Consider the following 21,114-nt stretch of genomic DNA (forward strand, 5'->3'; position numbering starts at 1 on the left):
TGCGGGTGCGGGGGCTGTCGGGGTTGCGGGTGGCGGATGCGTCGGTGTTTCCGACGATGCCCTCGCCCAATCCGATGGTCACGGTGCTGACCGTGGGCGAACGCGCCGCCGACCTCATCAGGTCCGAGCGGTAGCCCGGCGCGAACGCGCTCGGGCACGCTTCCGAACAAGCGACGGGCCGCGCCGCGAAAGCCGACCGCTGCGGCGCGGCCGATCACAAGGAGCGACCCTTCCGATGAACTCTCCAGCAGAGTCCACCGCACAACCGCATAACGAGAGCACGGATGCCAGGATCTCCGTCCGCAACCTGTGGAAGATCTTCGGCAAGAACGCCGGATCGGTGATCGGCACCGACCTCGCCGACCTGGACAGCGAGACCGTCCGCAAGCGCACCGGCGCGACCGTCGCCGTGCGCGACATGTCCTTCGACGTGCACCCCGGCGAGACCTTCGTCGTGATGGGCCTGTCCGGCTCGGGCAAGTCCACCCTGGTGCGCTGCATGACACGGCTGATCGAGCCGACGTCGGGCACCATGAGCCTGGACGGTGAGGACATCGCCGCCTGCTCGCCCCAACGGCTGCGCGAGCTGCGCCGGAGCAGGATGGCCATGGTCTTCCAGCACTTCGGCCTTCTCCCGCACCGCCGTATCGTCGACAACGTCGCCTACGGCTTGGAGGTGCGCGGAGTCTCGCGCGCGCAGCGCTACGAGCGCGCCCGAGAGATGATCGAGATGGTCGGTCTGGCCGGCCACGAGGACTCGCTCCCCGGCCAGCTCAGCGGCGGCATGCAGCAGCGGGTCGGCCTGGCCCGCGCGCTGGCCGTCGACCCCGAGGTCCTGCTGTTCGACGAGCCCTTCAGCGCCCTCGACCCGCTGATCCGCCGCGACATGCAGGACGAGGTCCTGCGGCTGCAGCGCGAGTTGCACAAGACCGCGGTGTTCATCACCCACGACCTGTCCGAGGCGCTGAAGGTGGGCGACCGCATCGCGATCATGCGCGACGGCGAACTGGTCCAGACGGGGACCCCGGAGGACCTGGTGGGCAGCCCCGCCGACGACTACGTACGCGACTTCGTCAAGGACGTCTCCCGTACCGCGGTCCTGACCGCGCGCAGCCTGGCACGCCCCGCCCTGCCCGGCGAGGCCGAGGACGGGCCCGCGGTGCCCGCTGCCACGGTCGTGGACGACATCGTCGCGCCGCTCGCCGACGGGACCGCCCCCGTGCGCGTCACCGGTGCCGGCGACACCGTCCTGGGCTATGTGGGCCGCGACGACGTGCTTCGGCTGATCGCCGGGGACCGCACGGCGGACGCCGCCAAGGCGGCCGGCGGGCAGTCGGAACCCCGCCGCCCCGGCGACGCGCCCGGCGACCCGGTGGGGGCGTGACCATGGCCACGGCACAACCCGCTCCCTCCGCACCGCCGGAGACCGCCGGCCCGTCCCCGTCCGGCCACGTGCCCGGCGCCGACGGCGCCGCCCGCCGCCCCCCGGGCACGGCCTGGCTCGCCAACCGCTGGGTGCAGGCGGCCGCCGCGATCGCCGTGCTGGCGGCCGGCTACGCCGCCGCCCGCGCCCTGGGCACGCCCGCGTGGCTGGGCACCTTCCCCGACGCGACCGGCCAATGGCTGATCGCCCGGCTGGACGGCGTCTACACCTGGATCGTCGCCAACCGGAACTCAAGCCCGCTGTTCCTCTACGGCTTCAACTACGTGTCGGTGGGCCTGGGCTCGGCGGTCATCCTGGTCAACCAGGCGCTCGTCCTGCTGACCTGGCCCGGGGTGGTCTTCGCGGGCACCCTGGCCGCCTGGCGCGTCGCCGGGTGGCGCGTGGCGCTGCTGGTGCTGGCCACCTTCGCCGTCTTCGCGCTGACCGGGCTGTGGAACGAGGCGATGACCACGCTCGCCCTGATCACCACCTCGGTGCTGATCGCGCTGATCATCGGCATCCCGCTGGGCATCCTCGCCGGGCGAAGCGACGGCTTCCACCGAGCCGTCCGCCCGGTGCTGGACTTCCTGCAGATCATGCCGGCCTTCGCGTACCTCATGCCGATGCTGCTGCTGTTCGGCATCGGCAACCCGGCCGCGGCCGTGGCGACGTTCGTCTACGCCGTCCCGCCCGCGGTGCGCATCACCGCGCTGGCCATCCGCAACGTGGACGCCGGCGCAGTCGAGGCCACAACGTCGCTGGGCTCCACGCCCTGGCAGATCCTGACCAAGGTGCAGCTGCCCATGGCCAAGCGGACCATCCTGCTCGGCGTCAACCAGACCATCATGCTGGCGGTCTCCATGGTCGTCATCGCATCGGTGATCGGCGCGGGCGGTCTGGGCGACGCGATCTACCAGGCGCTGTCGAAGGTCAACGTGGGGCAGGCGGTCGAGGCCGGTGCGGCGATCGTGCTCATGGCCATCGCGCTGGACCGGGTGACCGGCGCCGCGGGCGACGGAACCCGCACACCCCTGCTGCCCGCCCCATGGCGCCGCGCGGCGCCGGCGGTCGGCCTTGCCGCCGCGACCGCCGTCGCCGCCACGGCGCGGCTGGTCGGGATCGAGGGCTGGCCGCCCGCCTGGTCGATCAGCTTCTCCGGCCCCATCAACACCGCTCAGCAGGGAGTGCAGTCGGCCATCGGCGACGCTACGGGGGCGTTCGGCGACCTGCTGCTGGTCGGCGTGCTCAACCCGCTCAGCGCACTGCTCACCGGTACGCCGTGGTGGCTGGTCGTGCTGGTCGCCGCAGCGCTCGGCGCGATCTTCGGCGGGTGGCGGACCGCCGCCACCGCGGGAGCGGCCGTCCTCGCCACCGGCCTGCTGGGCGTGTGGGAGAACAGCATGGACACCCTCTCCCAGGTACTCGTCGCGGCTGCGGTGACCCTGGCCGTCGGCGTGGCGGTGGGGATCCTGGCGGCGCGAAGCGACATGCTCGCCGCGATCCTGCGCCCGGTGCTCGACGCCATGCAGACCCTGCCGCCGTTCGTCTACCTCATCCCCGCGGTCGCGCTGTTCAGCGTCGGCCGGGTGCCGGCGTTGGCGGCGTCGGTGGTCTTCGCTCTGCCGCCAGTGATCAGACTGGTCAACGACGGCATCCGCGGAGTCTCGGCCCACGCGGTGGAGGCCGCCGTCTCCCAGGGCTCGACCGGCGGGCAGCTGCTGACCAAGGTGCAGCTGCCGCTGGCCCGATCGTCGCTGCTGCTGGCCGTCAACCAGGGGATCATGATGGTCCTGTCCATGGTCGTCATGGGTGCCCTGGTCGGCGCCGGCTCGCTCGGCTACGACGTCGTGTTCGGTCTGAAGCAGAACCAGCTCGGCCTCGGCCTGACCTCGGGTCTGGCCATCGTGTGCCTGGGAGTCTTCCTCGACCGCGTCACCCAGGGAAGGAGGAGCAATGCGTGAGCGCAACCCCGACCGGCGCCGCACCCGGGTGGTGGCGGCGCTCGCCGCGCTGTGCGCCGTGGTCCTGCTGTCCTCGTGCGCGGTGCGCACGACGTCCATCCTGCGGGACCCCAACGCCGTGCGCATCGCGCTCAACGGCTGGGTGGGCTACGAGGCCAGCGCCGCCGTCATGTCCTACCTGCTGGAGCACGAGATGGGGTACCAGACCCAGCTGATGCGCATCGACGAGCAGCCCTCCTGGCAGGCCATGGACCAGGGCGCTGTCGACGTGATCCTCGAGAACTGGGGCCACGAGGACCTGATGAAGCTGTACGGCCCCGAGGGCAACGGCACCGTCGTCGACGGCGGACCCAACGGCAACAAGGGCACGCTGGGCTGGTACATACCCGAGTACCTCGTCGAGGAGTACCCCGGCATCGACACGGTCGAGGGCATCAAGGAGCACGCCGAGATCTTCGCGACCTCCGAGACGGGCGACAAGGGCCAGTTCCTCGGCGGCGACCCCGCGTTCGTGACCCAGGACCAGGGCATGATCAACCACTTCGACCTGAACCTGGAGATCGTCTACGCGGGCTCCGAGGCCGCCCAGATCACCGAGGTGCGCGAGCGCTACAAGGCGCGCGAGCCGGTCCTATTCTACTTCTACGAGCCGCAGTGGCTCTTCGAGGAGCTGGACCTGATCCACGTCGACTTCCCCGACTACCACCAGGGGTGCGACGCCGACCTCAAGGACGTGGCCTGCGACTATCCCTCCTACGACCTGAACAAGATCTTCCGCAGGGACTTCGCCGAGGAGGGCGGCCTGGCCTATCGCATGCTGGACGACTGGCAATGGACCAACTCCCAGCAGAACGCGGTGGCGCGGATGATCGCCCAGGAGGGGATGGACCCCGAGGAGGCCGCCGAGACGTGGGTACGCGAGAACCCCGACGTGTGGAAGGAGTGGATTCCGGACCAGGCGAAGGGGTAGCCGGCCGCCGCTTGAACGGGGGGCGGGGAGGTGCCGCGGCGCCTCCCCTCCCCGCCGACGCTTCCCGGGCACCGTCGCTTCGCCGCGCGCCCCGGCAATCGGCGCGCCGCGCGCGTCCGCCGTCGTGCGGGGCCTCTCAACGCTCGTAGCGCCAGCGCCGGCTGACCCAGTAGACGTTCAGGCCGGCGGCGATCGCGCCCGCCGTCAACACGACGGTCAGCGGGGCGGAGCCGAGCACGACGGCGGCCAGCACGGCACCCGCCACCAGCACCGCAAGCCCGAAGACCGCCAGGATCAGGCGGAACAGCAAAGGGCTGGCCGGGCGGTCGTGGCTGCCCATCGGGCCCTTCAGCACCCCCCGGCGCCGTTTGCGCTTTCCGTCGCGGTCTCTTCGCATAGTCGGTCGCTCATGCCCCGGTGAGTCGCAGAAACGCCCCCACGCCGTCCTGCGCGTCACCCTCATCCGGAAGCCGGGAGAACGACGCGCTTGTGGCCTGGGCGGCCCGCAGCAGCAGCGAGCCGGCGGGCGCCTCGAACGCCTCGGCCGGGTCGGTGAGGCGGGCGCGGTCGTCGGAGAGCTCCAGCGGGTCGGTGGCCGACGCCCACAGGTTGCGCTCGCCGGTGCGGTCGTCGGAGATCATCAGGCGGCCCACCCGGCCCGAACGCAGCGCCTCGCACGTGGCGCTCATCCCCTGCACGGCCCGCCCATCGCGGCCGAGGTCCTGTCGGAAGTCCTCCATCAGGCCCGATCGCAGAGCGACGGCGGTCCGGCGCAGCCCTTCCTCCACCGACTTGCGCAGCTCGGCGATCGCGTCCGGGTCGCCGCGGCCGCCGCCCGAGATCTCGATCAGCATCTCGGCCGTGCGGTGGCCGAGGTACTGGCGGAGCTTGCCGAGAGCGCGCTCATCGCCGCCGACGAACACGGCGGCCGCCTGCACTCGCTTGACCGCCTCCTCGATGTCGCTGGCGACCTGGGCGGCGTTGGCGAACCACACCTCTTCCGTGTGGCGCCGGCGGTGCTTCTGCCGCCAGCCGCCGTGGGGCACCTTGTTGATGTGCAGGGTCGCGCCGCTGGTGTGGCGCTCCTCGGACAGATCACCGTAGGCGGGGTAGGCGTAGATGTCGGCGCCCTCCCGGTCGACGGCCACCACCACGTAGGGCAGTCCGTCGTCGAGGTCGCAGACCAGCTCGACAGGCTCGGGAACCGGCATCAGCGCCGCCCGGTCCCGGGAAGGCGGTACCGACAGGGTGTACGCCGCTATCAGCTCACCGCCGGAGGCGAACAGCGCCTCGCCCTGCGGCCCTGGTATTCCGTCGATTCCGCCCGCCGCGGAGTCCAGCGCCTCCAGCGTCGCCTCGTCGGCGCCGCTTTCCGCCAGCTCCTTGCGGAGCCCGCGCCATCGCGGGGCGATCCGGTGCGCCGCGTCCTCCGCAGTGCGGGTGGTGTCCAGGTACACCGAGGCGACCGGACCGGACGCACGGTACAGCGGTTCCAGAAATCGCAGATCCATGATGGCTGAGCCGCAGCCGGACGGCCCGTCCTCACCTCCCGACGTTGCTGGACTGCAGGGTGCGACGCGGGCGCGGTCGGCGTCCCTCCAAAGCGCCCTGCCTGCGCCACTGCCCGAGGCCGCCGGACGCATGCGGCGAGGAGGGCACCAGTGCGTCCACGCGCGGGCGCAAGCGCAGGTGAGGCGGCTTCGCCGGCGCCCGGCGCCGTTTGCCCGGGCAGTGCGGCGGGTAGCCGCGAAAACCGACTGGAAACCACGACGAGCGGCTGTGGAGGTGCGCGATGGAGCGCGGCAGCGACAAGCACGGCCCCAAGCTCGACGATGAGCTGGAGAGCGAGATCCAGGGCATGCTCAAGGGCAACAAGCCCACGCGCGTCGAGGAGGAGCGCGAGCCCGAACCCCTGGTCAACGACGAGGGCGAGGCGGCCACCGATCCCGCCGCCGTCGACCCCGATGCGGAGCTTCCCGAAGACCACAGGCGCGGCGGCTAGCCGAAGCGGGCCGGGGCGGCCGGGGCGGGCGCCCGCCCCGGCCCCGCGACGCCGTGCGCACGCGGCCGCCCCGGGGGGCCGGCGACGCGCAACGCACATCGCAGGGCGGGATCCGGGCGGCGACGCCGTACCCGCTCGCCCGGCCTACGCAGCCGACCCCGCCGTTGCGAGCGGACCGTCCGACCACCGGGTGCCAGGTCCCTTCACACCGGCTGCGACCGGTCGTCGCCGAGGGCCTCCGGCAACGGGGCGCTGTGGGCCTCACGCAGGGTCTCCAGGTCGATGCTGAAGCCGCCGTCGGGGTAGGTGAACGTCACGGAGGCCCCGCCGACCGTGCCGATCTCCGCGGCCGGCACGCCGTGCTTGCGGCACATGCGGGTGAACGCCTCCCCGTCATCGGTGTCCACCACGACGACGGCGCGGGCCCCGGACTCGCTGAACAGCGCGGTGAAGGCGTCGTCCACGTGCACCGAGCACCCGATCCCGCCGCGCAGCGCCGACTCCGCCAGTGCCACGGCCAGCCCGCCGTCGGAGAGGTCGTGGGCCGCCGCGAGCAACTGCTCGTCGGCGGCGTCGGACAGCAGGCGGGCCAGGGCCTCCTCGGCGTCCAGGTCCACCCGCGGCGGCAGGCCGCCGAGATGGCCGTGGACGACCTCGGCCCAGACCGAACCCCCGACCTCCTCGGCGGTGGTGCCCAGCAGGACGACGCGCGCGCCCGAGCCGTGCCGCGGGAACGCGGTGTTCAGCCGCGTGTGCACGTCGTCGATCACGCCCAGCACGCCGATGACCGGCGTGGGGTTGATGGCGGTCTCGCCGGTCTGGTTGTAGAAGCTGACGTTGCCGCCGGTGACCGGCGTCCCCATGCGCAGGCACGCGTCCGCCAGCCCTCGCGTGGACTCGGCGAACTGCCACATGACGCCCGGGTCCTCCGGCGAGCCGAAGTTCAGGCAGTTGGTGACGGCCAGCGGGCGGGCGCCGGAGGCGGCGACGTTGCGGTAGGCCTCGGCGAAGGCGGCCTGGGTGCCCGCGTAGGGGTCCAGGCGGGTGTAGCGGCCGTTGCCGTCGGTGGCCAGCGCGACTCCGCGGGAGCCGTCGTCGCCCACGCGGATCATGCCGGCGTCGTGCGGGGCCGACAGCACCGTGTCGCCCCTGACATAGCTGTCGTACTGCTCGGTGACCCACGACGGGTCGCACACGCCCGGCGCCGACAGCACGGCGAGCACCTGATCGCGCAGCTCCTCGTCGCCGCCGGGGCGCTCCAGGGAGTCCGGCGTGTCGGCCTGCAACGCGTCCTGCTCGACGGGTCGGGCGTAGGGGCGCTCGTAGACCGGGCCCTCGTCGGAGGCGGTGCGCGGCGGCAGGTCGACGACAGTCTCGCCGTTCCAGGTCATCACCAGGCGGCCGCCGCGCTCGGCCTCGTCGGGCGTAACGTCGGTGACCTCGCCGATGACACTCGCCTGGACGTCCCACTTGCGGCAGGTCTCCATGAACGCGTCCAGGCTGGCGGGCTCGACGACCGCCATCATCCGCTCCTGCGACTCGCTCATCAGGATCTCTTCCGGAGTGAGCGTCGAGTCGCGCAGCGGCACCCGGTCCAGTGCGATGCGCATGCCGCCGGTACCGCCGGCGGCCAGCTCCGTGGTGGCGCAGGAGACGCCCGCCGCACCGAGGTCCTGGATGCCCACGACGAGCCCGTCGCGGAACAGCTCCAGGCTGCACTCGATCAGCAGCTTCTCCAGGAACGGGTCGCCCACCTGCACGCTGGGCCGCTTGGCGTGACTCTCGTCGTCGAACGTGGCACTGGCCAGCACGGACGCTCCGCCGATGCCGTCGGGACCGGTCGTGGCGCCGAACAGCACCACCTTGTTGCCGGGACCGGGCGCCTGCGCGAGCTTGATGTCCTCGTGGCGCATCACGCCCACACACAATGCGTTGACCAGCGGGTTTCCCGCGTATCCAGCGCCGAAGCCGAGCTCGCCGCCGATGTTGGGCAGGCCCAGGCAGTTTCCGTAGAAGGAGATGCCCGAGACCACCCCGGGCAGGACGCGGCGGGTGTCGGTGGCGTCCAGCGGGCCGAAGCGCAGCGCATCCATCACGGCCACCGGCCGGGCACCCATGGTCAGGATGTCGCGGACGATGCCTCCTACGCCGGTGGCCGCGCCCTGGTGCGGCTCGACGTAGGAGGGGTGGTTGTGCGACTCGATCTTGAAGGTGACCGCGTTGCCGTCGCCGACGTCGACCACGCCCGCGTTCTCGCCCATACCGACCAGCAGCGCGTCGCCGGCCGGCGCCTTCTCGCCGAACTGGCGCAGGTGGACCTTGGAGCTCTTGTAGGAGCAGTGCTCGCTCCACATCACCGAGTAGATCGCCAGCTCGGCGGCGGTGGGGCGGCGGCCGAGGATGGTGCGGATGCGCGCGTACTCGTCGTCGGCCACACCCAGCTCGGCGTAGGGCTGAGGGGTGTCGGGGGCGGCCTTCGCGGCGGCGACGGTCTCCGGCTGGGGTTGATCGGGCATGCGGTGCTTTCCGTTCAGGGCTTGCTCGGCGGGATGATGGCGGATCGGGCGCGTTGGACCGCCGGCGGGGCGGGCGGATCGGTCAGGAGTCCGGCTCCTGGGCGTGCATCAGCATCAGGCCCGCGCTGGCGTCGGGTGCGTTCACCGGGGTGGCGGTGACCAGCACCTGGCCGTCGGTGAGGTAGCTCTCGCCGAGCGGGACCTCCTCGGGATCCTGCTCGTTGTTGGGCAGGACGCGTGCCCAGTCGTTGTCCAGCAGGTGCTTGAAAACCGTGTCGATCGCGGCGTCGCTCGCCTTGTCGGAGTCCTGCGTGTGCTCGCCGTCCTTCAGGGTGATGCCGACGATGCGCACGCACTCCACATCGGGGCACTGCTCACCGAAGTCGGTGTAGCCGGCTCCCTCGGGGGCGTCGCCGAGCGAGTCCATCCCGGGGGCGGCCACCGGCGACGCCGCGTTGCCCGGGGCCTGGCTCTGCCCGCCCGCCTGGCCGGAGTCGGCGCTGTTGAGGGCGTCGAACAGCCCGATGGCCCCCGTGGCGACCAGACCCACGGTCAGCACGGCGACGAGCACGACCATCGTCGGTCTCGCCCGCAGCCGGTCCATGATGCGCATACCGTCCCCCTGTGGTCGCGTCTGCGGTCGTCAGCCGGTCGCGGCGGCGGGACTGGTATCGGCCAGGTACTCGACGAGGGACGTGAAGAAGCCGAGGCCGTCGGTCGACGCGCCGGTCAGCGCCTCGACGGCGTGTTCGGGGTGCGGCATCAGGCCGACGACGTTGCCGTGCTCGTTGCCGATCCCCGCGATGCCGCGACGGGCGCCGTTGGGGGCCTCGCCCACGTAGCGCGCGACCACGCGGCCGGAGCGCTCCAGCTCGTCCAGCGTGGCCTCGTCGGCGACGAAGCTTCCTTCGCCGCTCTTGAGGACGATACGGATCGCCTCGCCCTCGGTGTAGCGGCTGGTCCAGGCCGTGGCGGCGGATTCAATCCGCACCTGCTGATCGCGGTTGACGAACCGCAGCGACCGGTTGCGGGTGAGTGCGCCGGGCAGCAGGTGGCTCTCGCACAGGATCTGGAAGCCGTTGCAGATGCCCAGCACCGGCAGGGATCCCGCGCGGGCGGCGGGCACCAGCTCGGTCATCACCGGCGCGAACCGGGCGATGGCGCCGCAGCGCAGGTAGTCGCCGTAGGAGAAGCCGCCGGGCAGGATCACGGCGTCGACCCCCCGCAGGTCGGAGTCGTCGTGCCAGAGCGACACGGGCTCGGCGCCGGCGAGGCGGACGGCGCGGGCGGCGTCCCTGTCGTCCAGGGAGCCGGGGAAGGTGACGACGCCCACACGGGCTGTCATGGGCACTCTCCGGGGTTTCGGTCGGTGGAGCCGGGCGCCGTGTTCGGCCGGGCGGCTACCGGCGCTTTCCGTCCACGAGGTTACCTGCTGGCCTCGGCGTACGGTTCAGCGCAGGACAGGCTCCAGTCGGCTCCACTCCCCCGGCTCGGGCGGCCCCGGCCGGCACGCGCCGAAGCGCTTGCGCATCCGGACCCGCGTGGTGCCGTCGGGATCGGCGGCGACGGAGACGTCCTCCATGACATGGCGCATCATAAGAATGCCCCTGCCTGACTCGGCTTCGAGGTCTGGCAGGGGCACCTGGGCCGGATTGAATCCCGGCCCGGTGTGGGCCACTTCCACGAGGCACGTGTCGGTGCGAATCCGGACGGTGACCCGGTATCCGGACGACTGCGCACCATGGTCGACGGCGTTGGCGCAGGCCTCGGAAGAGGCGAGGAGAATGGGGAATCGGCATTCGGCGCATACGCCGGTGGTGCGCAGCGCCTCACCGAGGAAGTCCCGCATCACGGCGACGGTGTACGCCTGTCGGGGAAGCGCAATCGAGAAATTCACTTCCATCGCAAGCCCTCACGACCGGTAGGCACATTGTGGAACCTTCCCGGGCCGGTGACTGCGAAACGGACATGGACGCGAGTTGGCCGGATGCGGCAGGTGACGTGGCGATTCCGCTCGGCGAGCAATCCTGGGCAGTGGGCTCCGGTGAATTCGGGTCACTACCGGCGTGCCGACTGGACGTGTCCTATAACACAGTGCATTGGCGCGGCCTATTCCACGCGCAGCGAGAAGTCCTCGATAACGGGATTGGCGAGCAGGGTCTCGGCCATGCGGTGCACCTCGGCGAGTTCGGCCTCGCCGGCCTCGCCGTCGATATGCACCTCGAAGCGCTTACCCTGCCGGACCTCCCGGACGCCGGAGAAACCGAGCCGGTCGCAGGCGCCGGCGATGGCCTGGCCCTGGGGGTCCAGGATCTCCGGCTTGAGCATGACGTCAACCACGACGCGGGCCACGGGGTCCTCCACTGATCGGTCGGCGGCGAGTTCACGATGTCGATGAGACCGCTTCCGCGGTTAGCGGGGCGGTGGCAGCAGAAAGCGTACGGCACACGGAACCGCCGTGCGGGCCGCCCCGGCGGCGTCTACGCTGGAAGGAGGTGGAGACCCCCACCTACCGACCCCGCCTTCGCAGCAGGCGCACCGCGGCGGGGCCCGTTGCCGCCCGCCGCCTCCTCCGTCCCGGACGGAGGCTGCGCGCCGCACCCCGGCCGACGAGCCGCTAGCGGCGCAGGGCAGGGGATCGGGCTCGCAGGGAAGCCGCATCAGGCGTTGTGCGCTGCGGCCTTTACCTTACGTTGGCCGTTCGCGGATGCCGTTTCGCCGTTTCCGTGACCAGCATCACTCGGTCCGCAGGCATCACCCGAGAGGCTCGCGTGCGTCTAACAAAGCAGTAACAAGGCCGGTCGTCCCATAGGGGGAGATTTGACGACCATCGACCTGGAGCGTGAGAGCGGAGCCGACCAGCCCACCGAGGAGCTCGACTTCGCCACCGCCGTCACCCCGTACGCCGATCAGCTCTACCCCACGGCGCTGCGCATGACCCGCAACTCCGCCGACGCGGAGGACCTGGTGCAGGAGACCTTCGCAAAGGCCTTCGCGAACTTCCACCAGTTCAAGGCGGGAACCAACCTGCGTGCGTGGCTGTACCGCATCCTGACCAACACGTTCATCAACGGCTACCGCAAGAAGCAGCGGGAGCCCCGCCAGGACTCCACCGACGAGATCAAGGACTGGCAGCTCGCCGCCGCCGACGCCCACGCCTCCACGGGATCGCGCTCGGCCGAGTCGGAGGTGCTGGAGCGCCTGCCCGACTCCGCCATCCGGCACGCGCTCGCCGCGCTGCCCGAGGACTTCCGGCTGGTCGTCTACCTCATCGACGTCGAGGGCTTCACCTACAAGGAAGTCGCCGCCCGCATGGGCACGCCCCTCGGCACCGTCATGTCGCGTCTGCACCGCGCACGCCGCCAGCTGCGCGAGCACCTGGGCGACTACGCCCGGGAGCGCGGCCTCCGCGCCGCGGCCTGACACCTGATCCGCTCGCATCCCGGCCGGCACGGCCGCAGCCCTTCATCGGCCCGGGCGCCCGCCGCCCCGTAGGCGGCCCCGCCCGCCGGCCGGCTCCGCATCCGCGGCGCCCCCCGGCGGAAGGCACGACCCGCGAACCACGTTCCGTGACCGGACTCCCATCGGCTGTCACTCATCCGACGATCCGCTGAGCGGTCTACCGAAGCGCCGCCGCCCGACCGGTCAGCGGCGCTTGCCGCGGGACGGCCGCTCGCCGTCCTCCCCGCCTCTGGTCAGCAAGAGCCGGGCCCCGCCTGTCCCGATCCACATCGGCACCTTGGCCAGGTAGCCGACGAGGAAGAAACCGAGCGCGCCCGCCACCAGCACGGCGATGCCCGCCAGCCCGACGGTCGCGCCGCGGTCGCCGAGGTAGTCCTCCAGGCCGAAGCCGACGGCCGTCCCGAGGATCCCGGCGAAGGCGGCCAGGCCCGGAATCCAGCCGTAGCGGTGGATCGCGAGCCCGCCCAGGACGAAGGCGGCGAGCAGCGGCACGAGGATTCCCAGGGCCAGCACGGCGGCGGCGGCGCCGAGCACGACCCACACTGCGGTCCACCACGGGCTGTCCGCGGGCACGCGGCCGTCCATGGTCCCGCCGGCGACCAGTCCGATCGCTCCGAGCGCCAGGGCGGTCGCCAACGAGATCCAGATGGCGGCCTTGAGCCACCGGGTCCAGCGCTCCATGAAGGAGAAGCCGAACCGGTAGGGATTGCGGTCCTCGGGCATGACGGGATACTAGCCGCCCCCTGCCCGGCCCGGCGGGGGGAGCGGACCGCGCGCTGCCCGCCGGGACGGCGGCGCAGTGTTCCTCGGACGTGTGTGCGCCCCGGTCGGCACCCAGGCGCCCTCCGAACCCTCGACCGTCACCGTGTGTGACCGGACGCGGACCCGGGCGGCCCCCGGCTGCGCCCTCCCGGCGGCCCCCGGGATCTTCGGACAACCTTGCTTTTTGGTAGGAAGGCCTGGTAGTTGCGCTTTGCGGCTTCTCGGTCATCATGGAGCGGCGGATGAAAGTCGGCGCTGGGCCCTTGCGCTGCCAGCGGTGAGTTCTGTCACGATGTCGGTAGGGCTGTCCGCTGAAACCCGTTACCCCGGGTAAGCGGCAGAGATCCGGCCGACGTAGTGGTACCCCGCGAAATCGGCCCCGAGAACCCGAGGAGCGACAGGTGTCGGACAACACCGCGCACGGAGAACCCGAGCTCGTCCAGCTCTTGACCCCCGACGGAGAGCTGCGCGACCACCCCGACTACCCGCTGCAGATCAGCGCCGAGGAGATCCGCGGCCTCTACCGCGACCTCGTCCTGGTACGCCGCGTCGACACCGAGGCCGTCGCGCTGCAGCGCCAGGGCGAACTGGGCCTGTGGGCCTCGCTGCTGGGCCAGGAGGCCGCCCAGGTCGGGTCGGCCCGCGCGCTGCGGCCGCAGGACATGGCCTTCCCCTCTTACCGCGAGCACGGCGTCGCCTGGGTGCGCGGAGTCGCACCGAAGGAGCTGCTGGGGCTGTACCGCGGAGTGACGAACGGAGGCTGGGTCCCCGGCGACTACGGCCTCCAGCTCTACACGATCGTCATCGGCAGCCAGACCCTGCACGCCACCGGCTACGCCATGGGCGTCCAGCGCGACGGCGCCACCGGCGAGGACGGGTCGGCGGTCATCGTCTACTTCGGCGACGGCGCCACCAGCCAGGGCGACACCAGCGAGGCGTTCAACTTCGCCGCCGTCAACAACGCCCCGGTCGTGTTCTTCTGCCAGAACAACCAGTGGGCCATCTCCGAGCCGTCGGAGCGCCAGACGCGCGTCCCGCTCTACCGCCGCGCCGCCGGGTTCGGCTTCCCCGGCGTGCGCATCGACGGCAACGACGTGCTCGCCTCCCTCGCGGTCACCCGGAAGGCGATGCAGCAGGCCCGCGAAGGCCAGGGCCCGATGCTGATCGAGGCGTTCACCTACCGCATGGGCGCCCACACCACCAACGACGACCCGACGCGCTACCGCGTGGCCGCCGAGCTGGAGGAGTGGAAGGCCAAGGACCCCATCCTGCGTCTGCGCACCCACATGGCGTCCGCGGGAATCGCGGACGACGAGTTCTTCACCGGTATCGAAGGCGAGGCCGACCGGCTGGGCGAGCGCCTGCGCGGTGAGTGCCGGTCCCTGCCCGATCCCGACCCGCTGGACATCTTCCACGAGGTCTACGCCGAGCCCAACACCCAGCTCGACCTGCAGCGGGCCGAGTTCGCCGACTACCTGGCGTCGTTCGAGGACGCCGGCGCCGAGGGAGGGCGGTGACCATGAGCGTCAACCTCACGATCGGAAAGGCGATCAACGCCGGCCTGCGCCGCGCGATGGAGGCCGACCCCAAGGTCCTGGTCATGGGCGAGGACGTCGGCCGCCTGGGCGGTGTGTTCCGCGTGACCGACCAGCTGTACAAGGACTTCGGCGCCGACCGGGTCATCGACACCCCCCTTGCCGAGTCCGGCATCGTCGGCACCGCCATCGGCCTGGCCCTGCGCGGTTACCGCCCGGTCTGCGAGATCCAGTTCGACGGCTTCTTCTTCCCGGCCACCAACCAGACCTTCACCCAGCTGGCGAAGATGCGCCGCCGCTCGGCAGGCGCTCTGAACGTGCCCGTCGTGCTGCGCATCCCTTACGGCGGCGGCATCGGCGCGGTCGAGCACCACAGCGAGTCGCCCGAGGCCTACTTCGCCCACACGGCGGGGCTGCGGGTGGTCACGGTCGCCAACGCCGTCGACGCCTACTGGATGATCCAGCAGGCGGTCTCCTCCCCCGACCCGGTGGTGTTCTTCGAGCCCAAGCGGCGCTACTACGACAAGGCCGACGTCGACACCGGCGCCTCCGTCGACTCGGCCGCGCCGATGAGCTCCGCGCGCGTGGCGCGGCAGGGCGGCGACCTGACACTGGTGGCCTACGGCCCCATGGTCAAGACCGCGCTGCAGGCGGCCGAGGCCGACACCGACCACTCCATCGAGGTGATCGACCTGCGCTCGCTCGCGCCGGTGGACTACTCGGCCGTCGAGGAGTCGGTGCGCCGCACCGGCCGGCTGGTGATCGCGCACGAGGCCCCGGTCACCGGCGGCATCGGCGGCGAGATCGCGGCCCGGATCACCGAGTCCTGCTTCTACCACCTGGAGGCCCCGGTCATCCGCGTCGGCGCCTTCGACACCCCTTACCCGCAGTCCCGCCTTGAGGAGCACTATCTGCCCGACCTGGACCGGATCCTCGACGGCGTCGACCGCGCATTCGCGTACTAGAGGGGATCGGGAGACAACGTGAACCAGGTGAACACCGAACAGGCCGGCGGCGTGCGCGAGTTCCGGCTGCCGGACGTGGGCGAAGGCCTCGTCGACGCCGAGATGCTGCAGTGGTACGTGCAGCCCGGCGACGAGGTGCAGGTCAACCAGATGATCTGCGAGGTCGAGACCGCCAAGGCGGCCGTCGAGCTGCCCAGCCCGTACGCGGGCACGGTGCGCGAGCTGCTGGTGGAGGCCGAGAGCACGGTCGACGTGGGCACCCCCATCATCAGGATCGACACCGGCGGCTCGGTGAACGAGTCCGACGCGGCGTCGGAGGCGGCGGGCGAGCAGGCCGAGGAGCGGGAGAAGCCTCTGGTGGGCTACGGCGAGCGCGCGGCGTCGACCACCCGCCGCCCGCGGCGCGGGCGGCCGGTCGCGGCGGCGAGCGGCGGTTCCGCACCGGCTGCGGCTCCCGATGGCGGTGCCGGGGAACGGAACGGCCAGGCGGTCGCGCCGAGCGCGCGAACGGCGCAAGCCGGGCAGGCGGACCGGGCGGCGCCGGGGACCGCGGAAGGCTCCCCGGGTGGTGGAGCACAGGTGCGCATGCTGGCCAAGCCGCCGGTGCGCAAGCTCGCCAAGGACCTCGGCGTCGACCTCGGATCAGTGGTCCCGACCGGGCCGGGCGGCGTCGTCACCCGCGAGGACGTCCGCCGCGGCGCGGACGGGCCCGTTGGGAACGCCACGCACGACGTCCACCCTGAGGCGCCCGAGCAGGAGGCAGCACCGGCGGCCGCCGCCGGGCCCGGGGCGCGCGAGGAGCGCATCCCGGTCAAGGGCGTGCGCAAGCACACCGCGGCGGCCATGGTCCGCAGCGCGTTCAGTGCGCCGCACGTGACCGAGTTCCTGCAGGTCGACGTGACCGAGGCGATCGAGACCGTCGCGCAGCTGCGTGAGCGCCCCGAGTTCGCCGGGCTCAAGGTCTCGCCCCTGCTGCTGGTGGCGCGGGCCCTGCTCACGGCCGTGCGCCGACACCCTGAGGTGAACGCATCCTGGGACGACGGGACCCAGGAGATCGTGCGCAAGCACTACGTGAACCTGGGGATCGCGGCGGCCACCGACCGCGGGCTGGTGGTGCCCAACGTCAAGGACGCGCACACCAAGCCGCTGCCGGAGCTGGCGCGGGAGCTGCAGACCCTCGCCGAGACGGCCCGCGCGGGCGAGGCCACCCCGGCCGACCTCAGCGGGGGCACGATCACCATCACGAACGTGGGGGTGTTCGGGGTCGACGCGGGAACACCGATCATCAATCCGGGCGAGGCCGCGATCCTGGCGTTCGGCCAGATCCGCGACATGCCGTGGGTGCACGAGGGCGAGCTGGCGGTGCGGAAGGTGACGACGCTGTCGCTGTCTTTCGACCACCGGCTGATCGACGGCGAACTGGGCTCGAAGGTCCTGCGCGACGTCGGCGCGATGCTCGAAGACCCGAAGACCACGGCGCTCATCTGGGGCTGACGGCCGAAGACGCGTGCGAAGCGGGGCGGGAGGGAACACCTTCCCGCCCCGCCGCGCACGCGGCCCGATCGGGGATCCCGGATCCCGAAACCCAGGGCTCGGCGGGCGGGCGACTGCGGCTCACGCGGCGGGATCTCCGCCGAAATCGCAGCGGTTACGATGCCCTACCATGATCGCCATGCCTTCCCTCGGGTTGATCATCGTGGCCGGTATCATTCTCGTGGCGATCGCCGCGGTGGTGGTGCTGATCGTCCTGCTGGCCTCCAAGGCCGGCAGGTCCGGGGGGCCCAACCCTCCGCCGCAGCAGCCGTACCCGGGGCACCCTTCCGGCCCGCCTCCCGGCGCTTCCCCTCAGGGCCCGCCGATGCAGCAACCGCCGCCCCCGCCTGCCCACGGCGGACCGCCGCACGGCCAGTGGCCGCCCCAGGGCGGCCAGCAGCCTCGGCAGTAGCGATCACCGGTACCACCGGCCCCGAACTCCGTTGATCTTGTAGCTATCGTCACTGGAAATCGTTTTCCTTTGCGATGGCTACAAGATCAACGGTGATGTGCGCCGCCGGACCTCCGAGCCGCCCTGCGGGTCCGGGCGGCGGCTACCCGACGACTCGGCCGAGGAAGCCGCGGATGTAGCCCGCGACGGTGTCGAGGTCGGATTCGAGTGCGAAGTGCCCCGCATCGAGGAGGTGCACCTCGGCGTCGGGAAGGTCGTCGCGGAAGGCGCGGGCGCCGTCGGGGCCGAAGATCTCGTCGTTGGCGCCCCACACGGCCAGCAGCGGTACCCGGCTCTGGCGGAAGTACTCGTGCACGCGCGGGTAGAGCGCGACGTTGGTGGTGTAGTCGCGGAACAGGCGCAGTTGGATCCTGTCGTTTCCGGGGCGCCGGATCAGAGCGTGGTCGTGGGTCCAGGTGTCGGGACTGACGAGGCCGGGGTCGGGAACGCCGTGCAGGTACTGCCAACGAATCGCCTCCAGGTCGAGGGCTTCGCGCATGGCGGTCTCGTTGTCCGGGCCGGGGTCGGCCGCGTAGGCCCAGACCGGGGCCCAGAACCACTTCACGAATCCGGCTTCGTAGGCGTTGCCGTTCTGGCTGACGATCGCGGTGACCTGCTCGGGACGGGCCAGGGCGAGCCGCCAGCCGACGGGCGCACCGTAGTCCTGCACGTACATCGCGAACTCCTCTACCTCCAACGCGTCCAGCAGAGCGCCGGTGATCGAGGCCAGCGCGTCGAAGCTGTAGTCGAACTCGTCGACCGGCGGAGCGTCCGACTGCCCGAATCCGAGGTGGTCCGGGGCGATGACGTGATAGCGATCGGCCAGCGCCGGAATGAGCCCCCGGAACATGTGCGAGCTGGTGGGAAAGCCGTGCAGCAGCAGCACGGTCGGCGCCTGGCTCGGCCCCGCTTCCCGGTAGAAGACCTGATGGCCGGCGACGGTCGCGGTCCGATGATGCACCACACTCATTATAACCTCTAAATTAACTTTATCTGGTTAGTTCGATATGGCCGACCCTAGATTGCCGTGCTAACCTTGTCAACGAGCTATTGGTGGTTAGATTGGCGGAGGAGATGGACGAGGACGATGAGCTGCTGCTCGCGCTCCTCAACACCAGGCCGATACGGGACGGCGTCGAACACGACGAGCTCTCCGCCGACCGTTCCGCGCAAGGGTGGTCCGAGGCGCGCGGCGGCACCGGCACCGCACTCGAAGTGCGGCGGCTGCGGCGCCATAGAGAGCTCCTGACCCAGGTGGTACAGGGTCGCGCGCCCGTGACCGTGCTGGCCGAGGCGCTCGAGGGCGTCCACCTGCGCCCCAGACTCAGCGATGCCGGCCTGAGCTGGGAACTCGCCACAGAACCCGACATGCGCCTGCCGGCGCGGGCGGTGCTGGCCTGGGCCCGGGTGAACGAGCACCTGCCGGGACGCCTGCGACCGTGCGGCAACGAGGAATGCCGGCTGTTCCTCCTGGATCGCAGCAAGGCCAACAAGGCCCGCTGGTGCTCGATGGCGACCTGCGGCAACCGCATGAAGGCCCGGCGGCACTACGAACGCAGCAGGAGCCGCGCCACGACTCGGCGGGGCGAACGGTCGGCCGGTCCGGAATGAACGCGGCCTGCGGCGCCGATCGCGGAAGACCGTCCGACACAGGCAGATTCGTGTGCCGCGGGCAGAGGTCGCCCAAGGGAGGTCGGCGCTGGAGCTCGCCCACGTCTGCCGCGAGATGGCGGCCACCGAATGAGCACGCCGAGCAGCGCCGCGACTTCCAGCAGGCCATGGCGGCCCTGATCGACCGCCTCCCATGAGCTGGAGGCCACGGACTCCCTTGCGGACTGAAGACCGTTCGGCAAGACTCAGGCGCTAGAGGACGTCGGCCGGACGCCCGCCCGCCGGCCGGTTATCGGCACCGGGCATCCGGGAGGATCTGTGGGCACTGTGATCATGCACAGCGTGGTTTCGGTGGACGGTTACATCGCCGACGAGAACGACGACGTCGGTCCGCTCCACGATTGGTACTTCAGCGGGGACACCCCGATCACCGAAGGCGACGACCAGCGATACGACCACTCCGGAGCGGGAAGCGGCTTCAAGGTCTCACGTGCATCGGCGGAGTACGTCCGGAGGATGTGGGAGTCGATCGGCACGATCGTCATGGGCCGCACGCTGTTCGACCTGGTGAACGGCTGGGAGGGTAGTCCGCCCGCGGGAGACCACGTGGTCGTGGTGTCCCACCGTCCCAAGCCCGAGGGCTGGCACCCGGAGGCGTCGTACCGCTTCCTCGACGACGTGCCTGCTGCGATCGGCAAGGCCCGGGAACTCGCCGGAGAGCGGGTGGTCGCTGTGAACGCCGGCGAGGTGGGAGGCCAGGCCCTCGCGGCCGGTCTCGTGGACGAGGTGGCGATGGACGTGGTGCCGGTGGTGTTCGGGTCGGGCAAGAGCTACTTCGGCAGCATCCGCGGGCAGCACCTGTTGGAGGATCCCCACGTGGTCGTCCAGGGAGACGGGGTGCTGCACCTCAGGTTCAAGGTAGGCCGCCGGGCGAAGTAGGACCGGTTAACCCAGAGGCGGGGCGCGCGCCGCGCCCGGGCCCCCCCCCGCCTCTGGCTGTCAGCTCTGTTCCGGGGGCGGTGTCCGCGGAAGGGGGCCGCTACGTGCTCGCGTCCGCGTCCGCGCCCAGCGCCCAGCGCCCATGGCGACTCCGAGTCCGGCACGAAAGCATGACCGGGTGGCGCATCCGTCGGGGCCGCCGAGCCGGGGCGGTGTGCCCGCCCGGCCGCGGGTCAGCGCTTCGCCGGAACGGAGGTGAGGCCGACGACGCTGCGGCGCATGCTCGACGGCGTCGAGGGGCTCATCAGGGAGCGCGGCGGCGCCGACTGAGAGGCTGCGTCCGCCCGCACGCGTGCCAGTAGACGGACGGAGGTGCGGATTTTCCACGGAAGACGGGAACCCGAAGGGCCGATGCGGCGTCTGAGTGGGTAGGAGCGACACTCGGCGGCCTGGGCGGGGGACCCCCGGCGGGCCGGTGGCGAGCGAACGCTCTGAAGCGGACTCAGCGGCGCCGTTGCCCTATTAAGCGGCCGAGAGGGACGAAGCGTGGTGGCGGCCGCGTTGGAAGGGGCTGGTGAAGGGGAAGGAGAGGGAGTTCAGCATGGCCGCCGCACCGGCTGGGTCGTTCGCCGGGTGGGTGACGGTGCTGCCGAAGAGGTCGTTCCAGAAGAACTTGCCGTCACGGCACCAGACGTTGATGCCGCGCATGACCGAGATGACCGCGAGCTCCGAAGTGCCGGCCCGGTACATCGGGCTTGCCGCGATCGCCACGAGTTCGTCCCAAAGAGCGGTGACGGCCCGTTCGGCGCAGAACGCGTGCCGGGGTCTGTGCTTCACGCGGTTGGCCAGCGCCGCCTTCGCGCGATTGGCCCGCGGGTTGTTCAACCGCCAGTGACTCACTACGACGTCTCCTGATCAGTCCGGTTGCCGTGGAACGCATCCGCAAGGGGCGCGACCGCGGTCCGAGCATGGGCCGGTCAGTCA

Annotated in this window: 22 protein-coding genes; 12 read left to right on the plus strand and 10 right to left on the minus strand. The window is 71.4% G+C overall.

The genetic code is table 11. The annotated features are described in order from the left end of the window. The 4 genes from RM446_RS23675 to RM446_RS23690 all read left to right on the plus strand — a co-directional run. Positions 1-134 (plus strand): GMC oxidoreductase (locus RM446_RS23675; protein ID WP_311547676.1); only part of this gene is annotated, 134 nt, incomplete at its 5' end. 101 nt (positions 135-235) lie between these two features. Next, the gene (locus tag RM446_RS23680; RefSeq protein ID WP_311547650.1) at positions 236-1,384 is read left to right on the plus strand and encodes a quaternary amine ABC transporter ATP-binding protein; all 1,149 of its coding nucleotides are present in this window, start codon (positions 236-238) and stop codon (positions 1,382-1,384) included. A 2-nt stretch (positions 1,385-1,386) separates the two neighbouring features. Further along, positions 1,387-3,384 (plus strand): ABC transporter permease, encoded by a 1,998-nt coding sequence (locus RM446_RS23685; protein ID WP_311547651.1) that lies wholly within the window; start codon positions 1,387-1,389, stop codon positions 3,382-3,384. Continuing rightward, positions 3,377-4,354, plus strand: coding sequence for an ABC transporter substrate-binding protein (locus RM446_RS23690; protein WP_311547652.1), 978 nt, complete (start codon positions 3,377-3,379; stop codon positions 4,352-4,354). The genes RM446_RS23685 and RM446_RS23690 overlap by 8 nt, the downstream gene beginning before the upstream one ends. A 136-nt stretch (positions 4,355-4,490) precedes the next feature. Here the strand turns inward: RM446_RS23690 and RM446_RS23695 are convergent, their stop codons facing one another. Then, positions 4,491-4,751 carry a hypothetical protein gene (locus tag RM446_RS23695; protein WP_311547653.1) on the minus strand — a complete coding sequence of 87 codons (261 nt, stop codon included), beginning with the start codon at positions 4,749-4,751 and terminating at the stop codon, positions 4,491-4,493. A 10-nt stretch (positions 4,752-4,761) separates the two neighbouring features. Continuing rightward, positions 4,762-5,865 carry a baeRF2 domain-containing protein gene (locus RM446_RS23700; RefSeq protein ID WP_311547654.1) on the minus strand — a complete coding sequence of 368 codons (1,104 nt, stop codon included), beginning with the start codon at positions 5,863-5,865 and terminating at the stop codon, positions 4,762-4,764. Between the two features lie 281 nt (positions 5,866-6,146). Here RM446_RS23700 and RM446_RS23705 point away from each other — a divergent pair, with 281 nt between their 5' ends. Further along, the gene (locus RM446_RS23705; protein WP_311547655.1) at positions 6,147-6,356 is read left to right on the plus strand and encodes a hypothetical protein; all 210 of its coding nucleotides are present in this window, start codon (positions 6,147-6,149) and stop codon (positions 6,354-6,356) included. A gap of 203 nt (positions 6,357-6,559) precedes the next feature. On the opposite strand, the gene purL is transcribed toward RM446_RS23705, so the two are convergent. The 5 genes from purL to purS all read right to left on the minus strand — a co-directional run bounded on the left by purL (position 6,560) and on the right by purS (position 11,224). Continuing rightward, positions 6,560-8,872 (minus strand): phosphoribosylformylglycinamidine synthase subunit PurL, encoded by a 2,313-nt coding sequence (purL, locus tag RM446_RS23710; protein ID WP_311547656.1) that lies wholly within the window; start codon positions 8,870-8,872, stop codon positions 6,560-6,562. Between the two features lie 82 nt (positions 8,873-8,954). After that, on the minus strand, positions 8,955-9,485 hold the full coding sequence (locus RM446_RS23715; RefSeq protein WP_311547657.1) for a hypothetical protein: 531 nt from the start codon (positions 9,483-9,485) through the stop codon (positions 8,955-8,957). A 30-nt stretch (positions 9,486-9,515) separates the two neighbouring features. Further along, positions 9,516-10,217 (minus strand): phosphoribosylformylglycinamidine synthase subunit PurQ, encoded by a 702-nt coding sequence (gene purQ, locus RM446_RS23720; protein WP_311547658.1) that lies wholly within the window; start codon positions 10,215-10,217, stop codon positions 9,516-9,518. Between the two features lie 105 nt (positions 10,218-10,322). Further along, positions 10,323-10,775: an ATP-binding protein gene (locus RM446_RS23725; RefSeq protein WP_398695793.1), complete on the minus strand. Its 453-nt coding sequence runs from the start codon at positions 10,773-10,775 to the stop codon at positions 10,323-10,325. 206 nt (positions 10,776-10,981) lie between these two features. Continuing rightward, positions 10,982-11,224, minus strand: coding sequence for a phosphoribosylformylglycinamidine synthase subunit PurS (gene purS / locus RM446_RS23730; protein WP_311547677.1), 243 nt, complete (start codon positions 11,222-11,224; stop codon positions 10,982-10,984). Between the two features lie 468 nt (positions 11,225-11,692). Here purS and RM446_RS23735 point away from each other — a divergent pair, with 468 nt between their 5' ends. Continuing rightward, complete coding sequence (locus RM446_RS23735; protein ID WP_311547660.1) at positions 11,693-12,295, plus strand: sigma-70 family RNA polymerase sigma factor; 603 nt, start codon at positions 11,693-11,695, stop codon at positions 12,293-12,295. Positions 12,296-12,517: 222 nt separating this feature from the next. Here the strand turns inward: RM446_RS23735 and RM446_RS23740 are convergent, their stop codons facing one another. Further along, entirely contained in the window at positions 12,518-13,057 is a 540-nt protein-coding gene (locus RM446_RS23740) for a hypothetical protein (RefSeq protein WP_311547661.1), read from the minus strand. Positions 13,058-13,497: 440 nt separating this feature from the next. On the opposite strand from RM446_RS23740, the gene pdhA reads away from it, so the two are divergent. The 4 genes from pdhA to RM446_RS23760 all read left to right on the plus strand — a co-directional run bounded on the left by pdhA (position 13,498) and on the right by RM446_RS23760 (position 17,541). Then, positions 13,498-14,613 (plus strand): pyruvate dehydrogenase (acetyl-transferring) E1 component subunit alpha, encoded by a 1,116-nt coding sequence (gene pdhA, locus RM446_RS23745; RefSeq protein WP_311547662.1) that lies wholly within the window; start codon positions 13,498-13,500, stop codon positions 14,611-14,613. A 2-nt stretch (positions 14,614-14,615) separates the two neighbouring features. Then, positions 14,616-15,596 carry an alpha-ketoacid dehydrogenase subunit beta gene (locus RM446_RS23750; RefSeq protein ID WP_311547663.1) on the plus strand — a complete coding sequence of 327 codons (981 nt, stop codon included), beginning with the start codon at positions 14,616-14,618 and terminating at the stop codon, positions 15,594-15,596. An 18-nt stretch (positions 15,597-15,614) separates the two neighbouring features. Further along, the gene (locus tag RM446_RS23755; protein ID WP_311547664.1) at positions 15,615-17,090 is read left to right on the plus strand and encodes a dihydrolipoamide acetyltransferase family protein; all 1,476 of its coding nucleotides are present in this window, start codon (positions 15,615-15,617) and stop codon (positions 17,088-17,090) included. A gap of 169 nt (positions 17,091-17,259) precedes the next feature. After that, positions 17,260-17,541 carry a hypothetical protein gene (locus tag RM446_RS23760; RefSeq protein WP_311547665.1) on the plus strand — a complete coding sequence of 94 codons (282 nt, stop codon included), beginning with the start codon at positions 17,260-17,262 and terminating at the stop codon, positions 17,539-17,541. Between the two features lie 142 nt (positions 17,542-17,683). On the opposite strand, the gene RM446_RS23765 is transcribed toward RM446_RS23760, so the two are convergent. Next, entirely contained in the window at positions 17,684-18,550 is an 867-nt protein-coding gene (locus RM446_RS23765) for an alpha/beta fold hydrolase (RefSeq protein WP_311547666.1), read from the minus strand. Between the two features lie 104 nt (positions 18,551-18,654). Between RM446_RS23765 and RM446_RS23770 the strand changes: the two genes are divergently transcribed. Together RM446_RS23770 and RM446_RS23775 are read left to right on the plus strand one after the other, a co-directional pair. Continuing rightward, positions 18,655-19,191, plus strand: a complete 537-nt coding sequence (locus RM446_RS23770; protein WP_311547667.1) for a CGNR zinc finger domain-containing protein — start codon at positions 18,655-18,657, stop codon at positions 19,189-19,191. Positions 19,192-19,509: 318 nt separating this feature from the next. Further along, the gene (locus RM446_RS23775; RefSeq protein ID WP_311547668.1) at positions 19,510-20,130 is read left to right on the plus strand and encodes a dihydrofolate reductase family protein; all 621 of its coding nucleotides are present in this window, start codon (positions 19,510-19,512) and stop codon (positions 20,128-20,130) included. 522 nt (positions 20,131-20,652) lie between these two features. Here the strand turns inward: RM446_RS23775 and RM446_RS23780 are convergent. Beyond that, positions 20,653-21,030, minus strand: a complete 378-nt coding sequence (locus RM446_RS23780) for a hypothetical protein (RefSeq protein ID WP_311547669.1) — start codon at positions 21,028-21,030, stop codon at positions 20,653-20,655. Positions 21,031-21,114: the final 84 nt, after the last annotated feature.

The sequence above is a fragment of the Streptomonospora wellingtoniae genome (assembly GCF_031845375.1).
GTDB lineage: Bacteria > Actinomycetota > Actinomycetes > Streptosporangiales > Streptosporangiaceae > Streptomonospora > Streptomonospora wellingtoniae.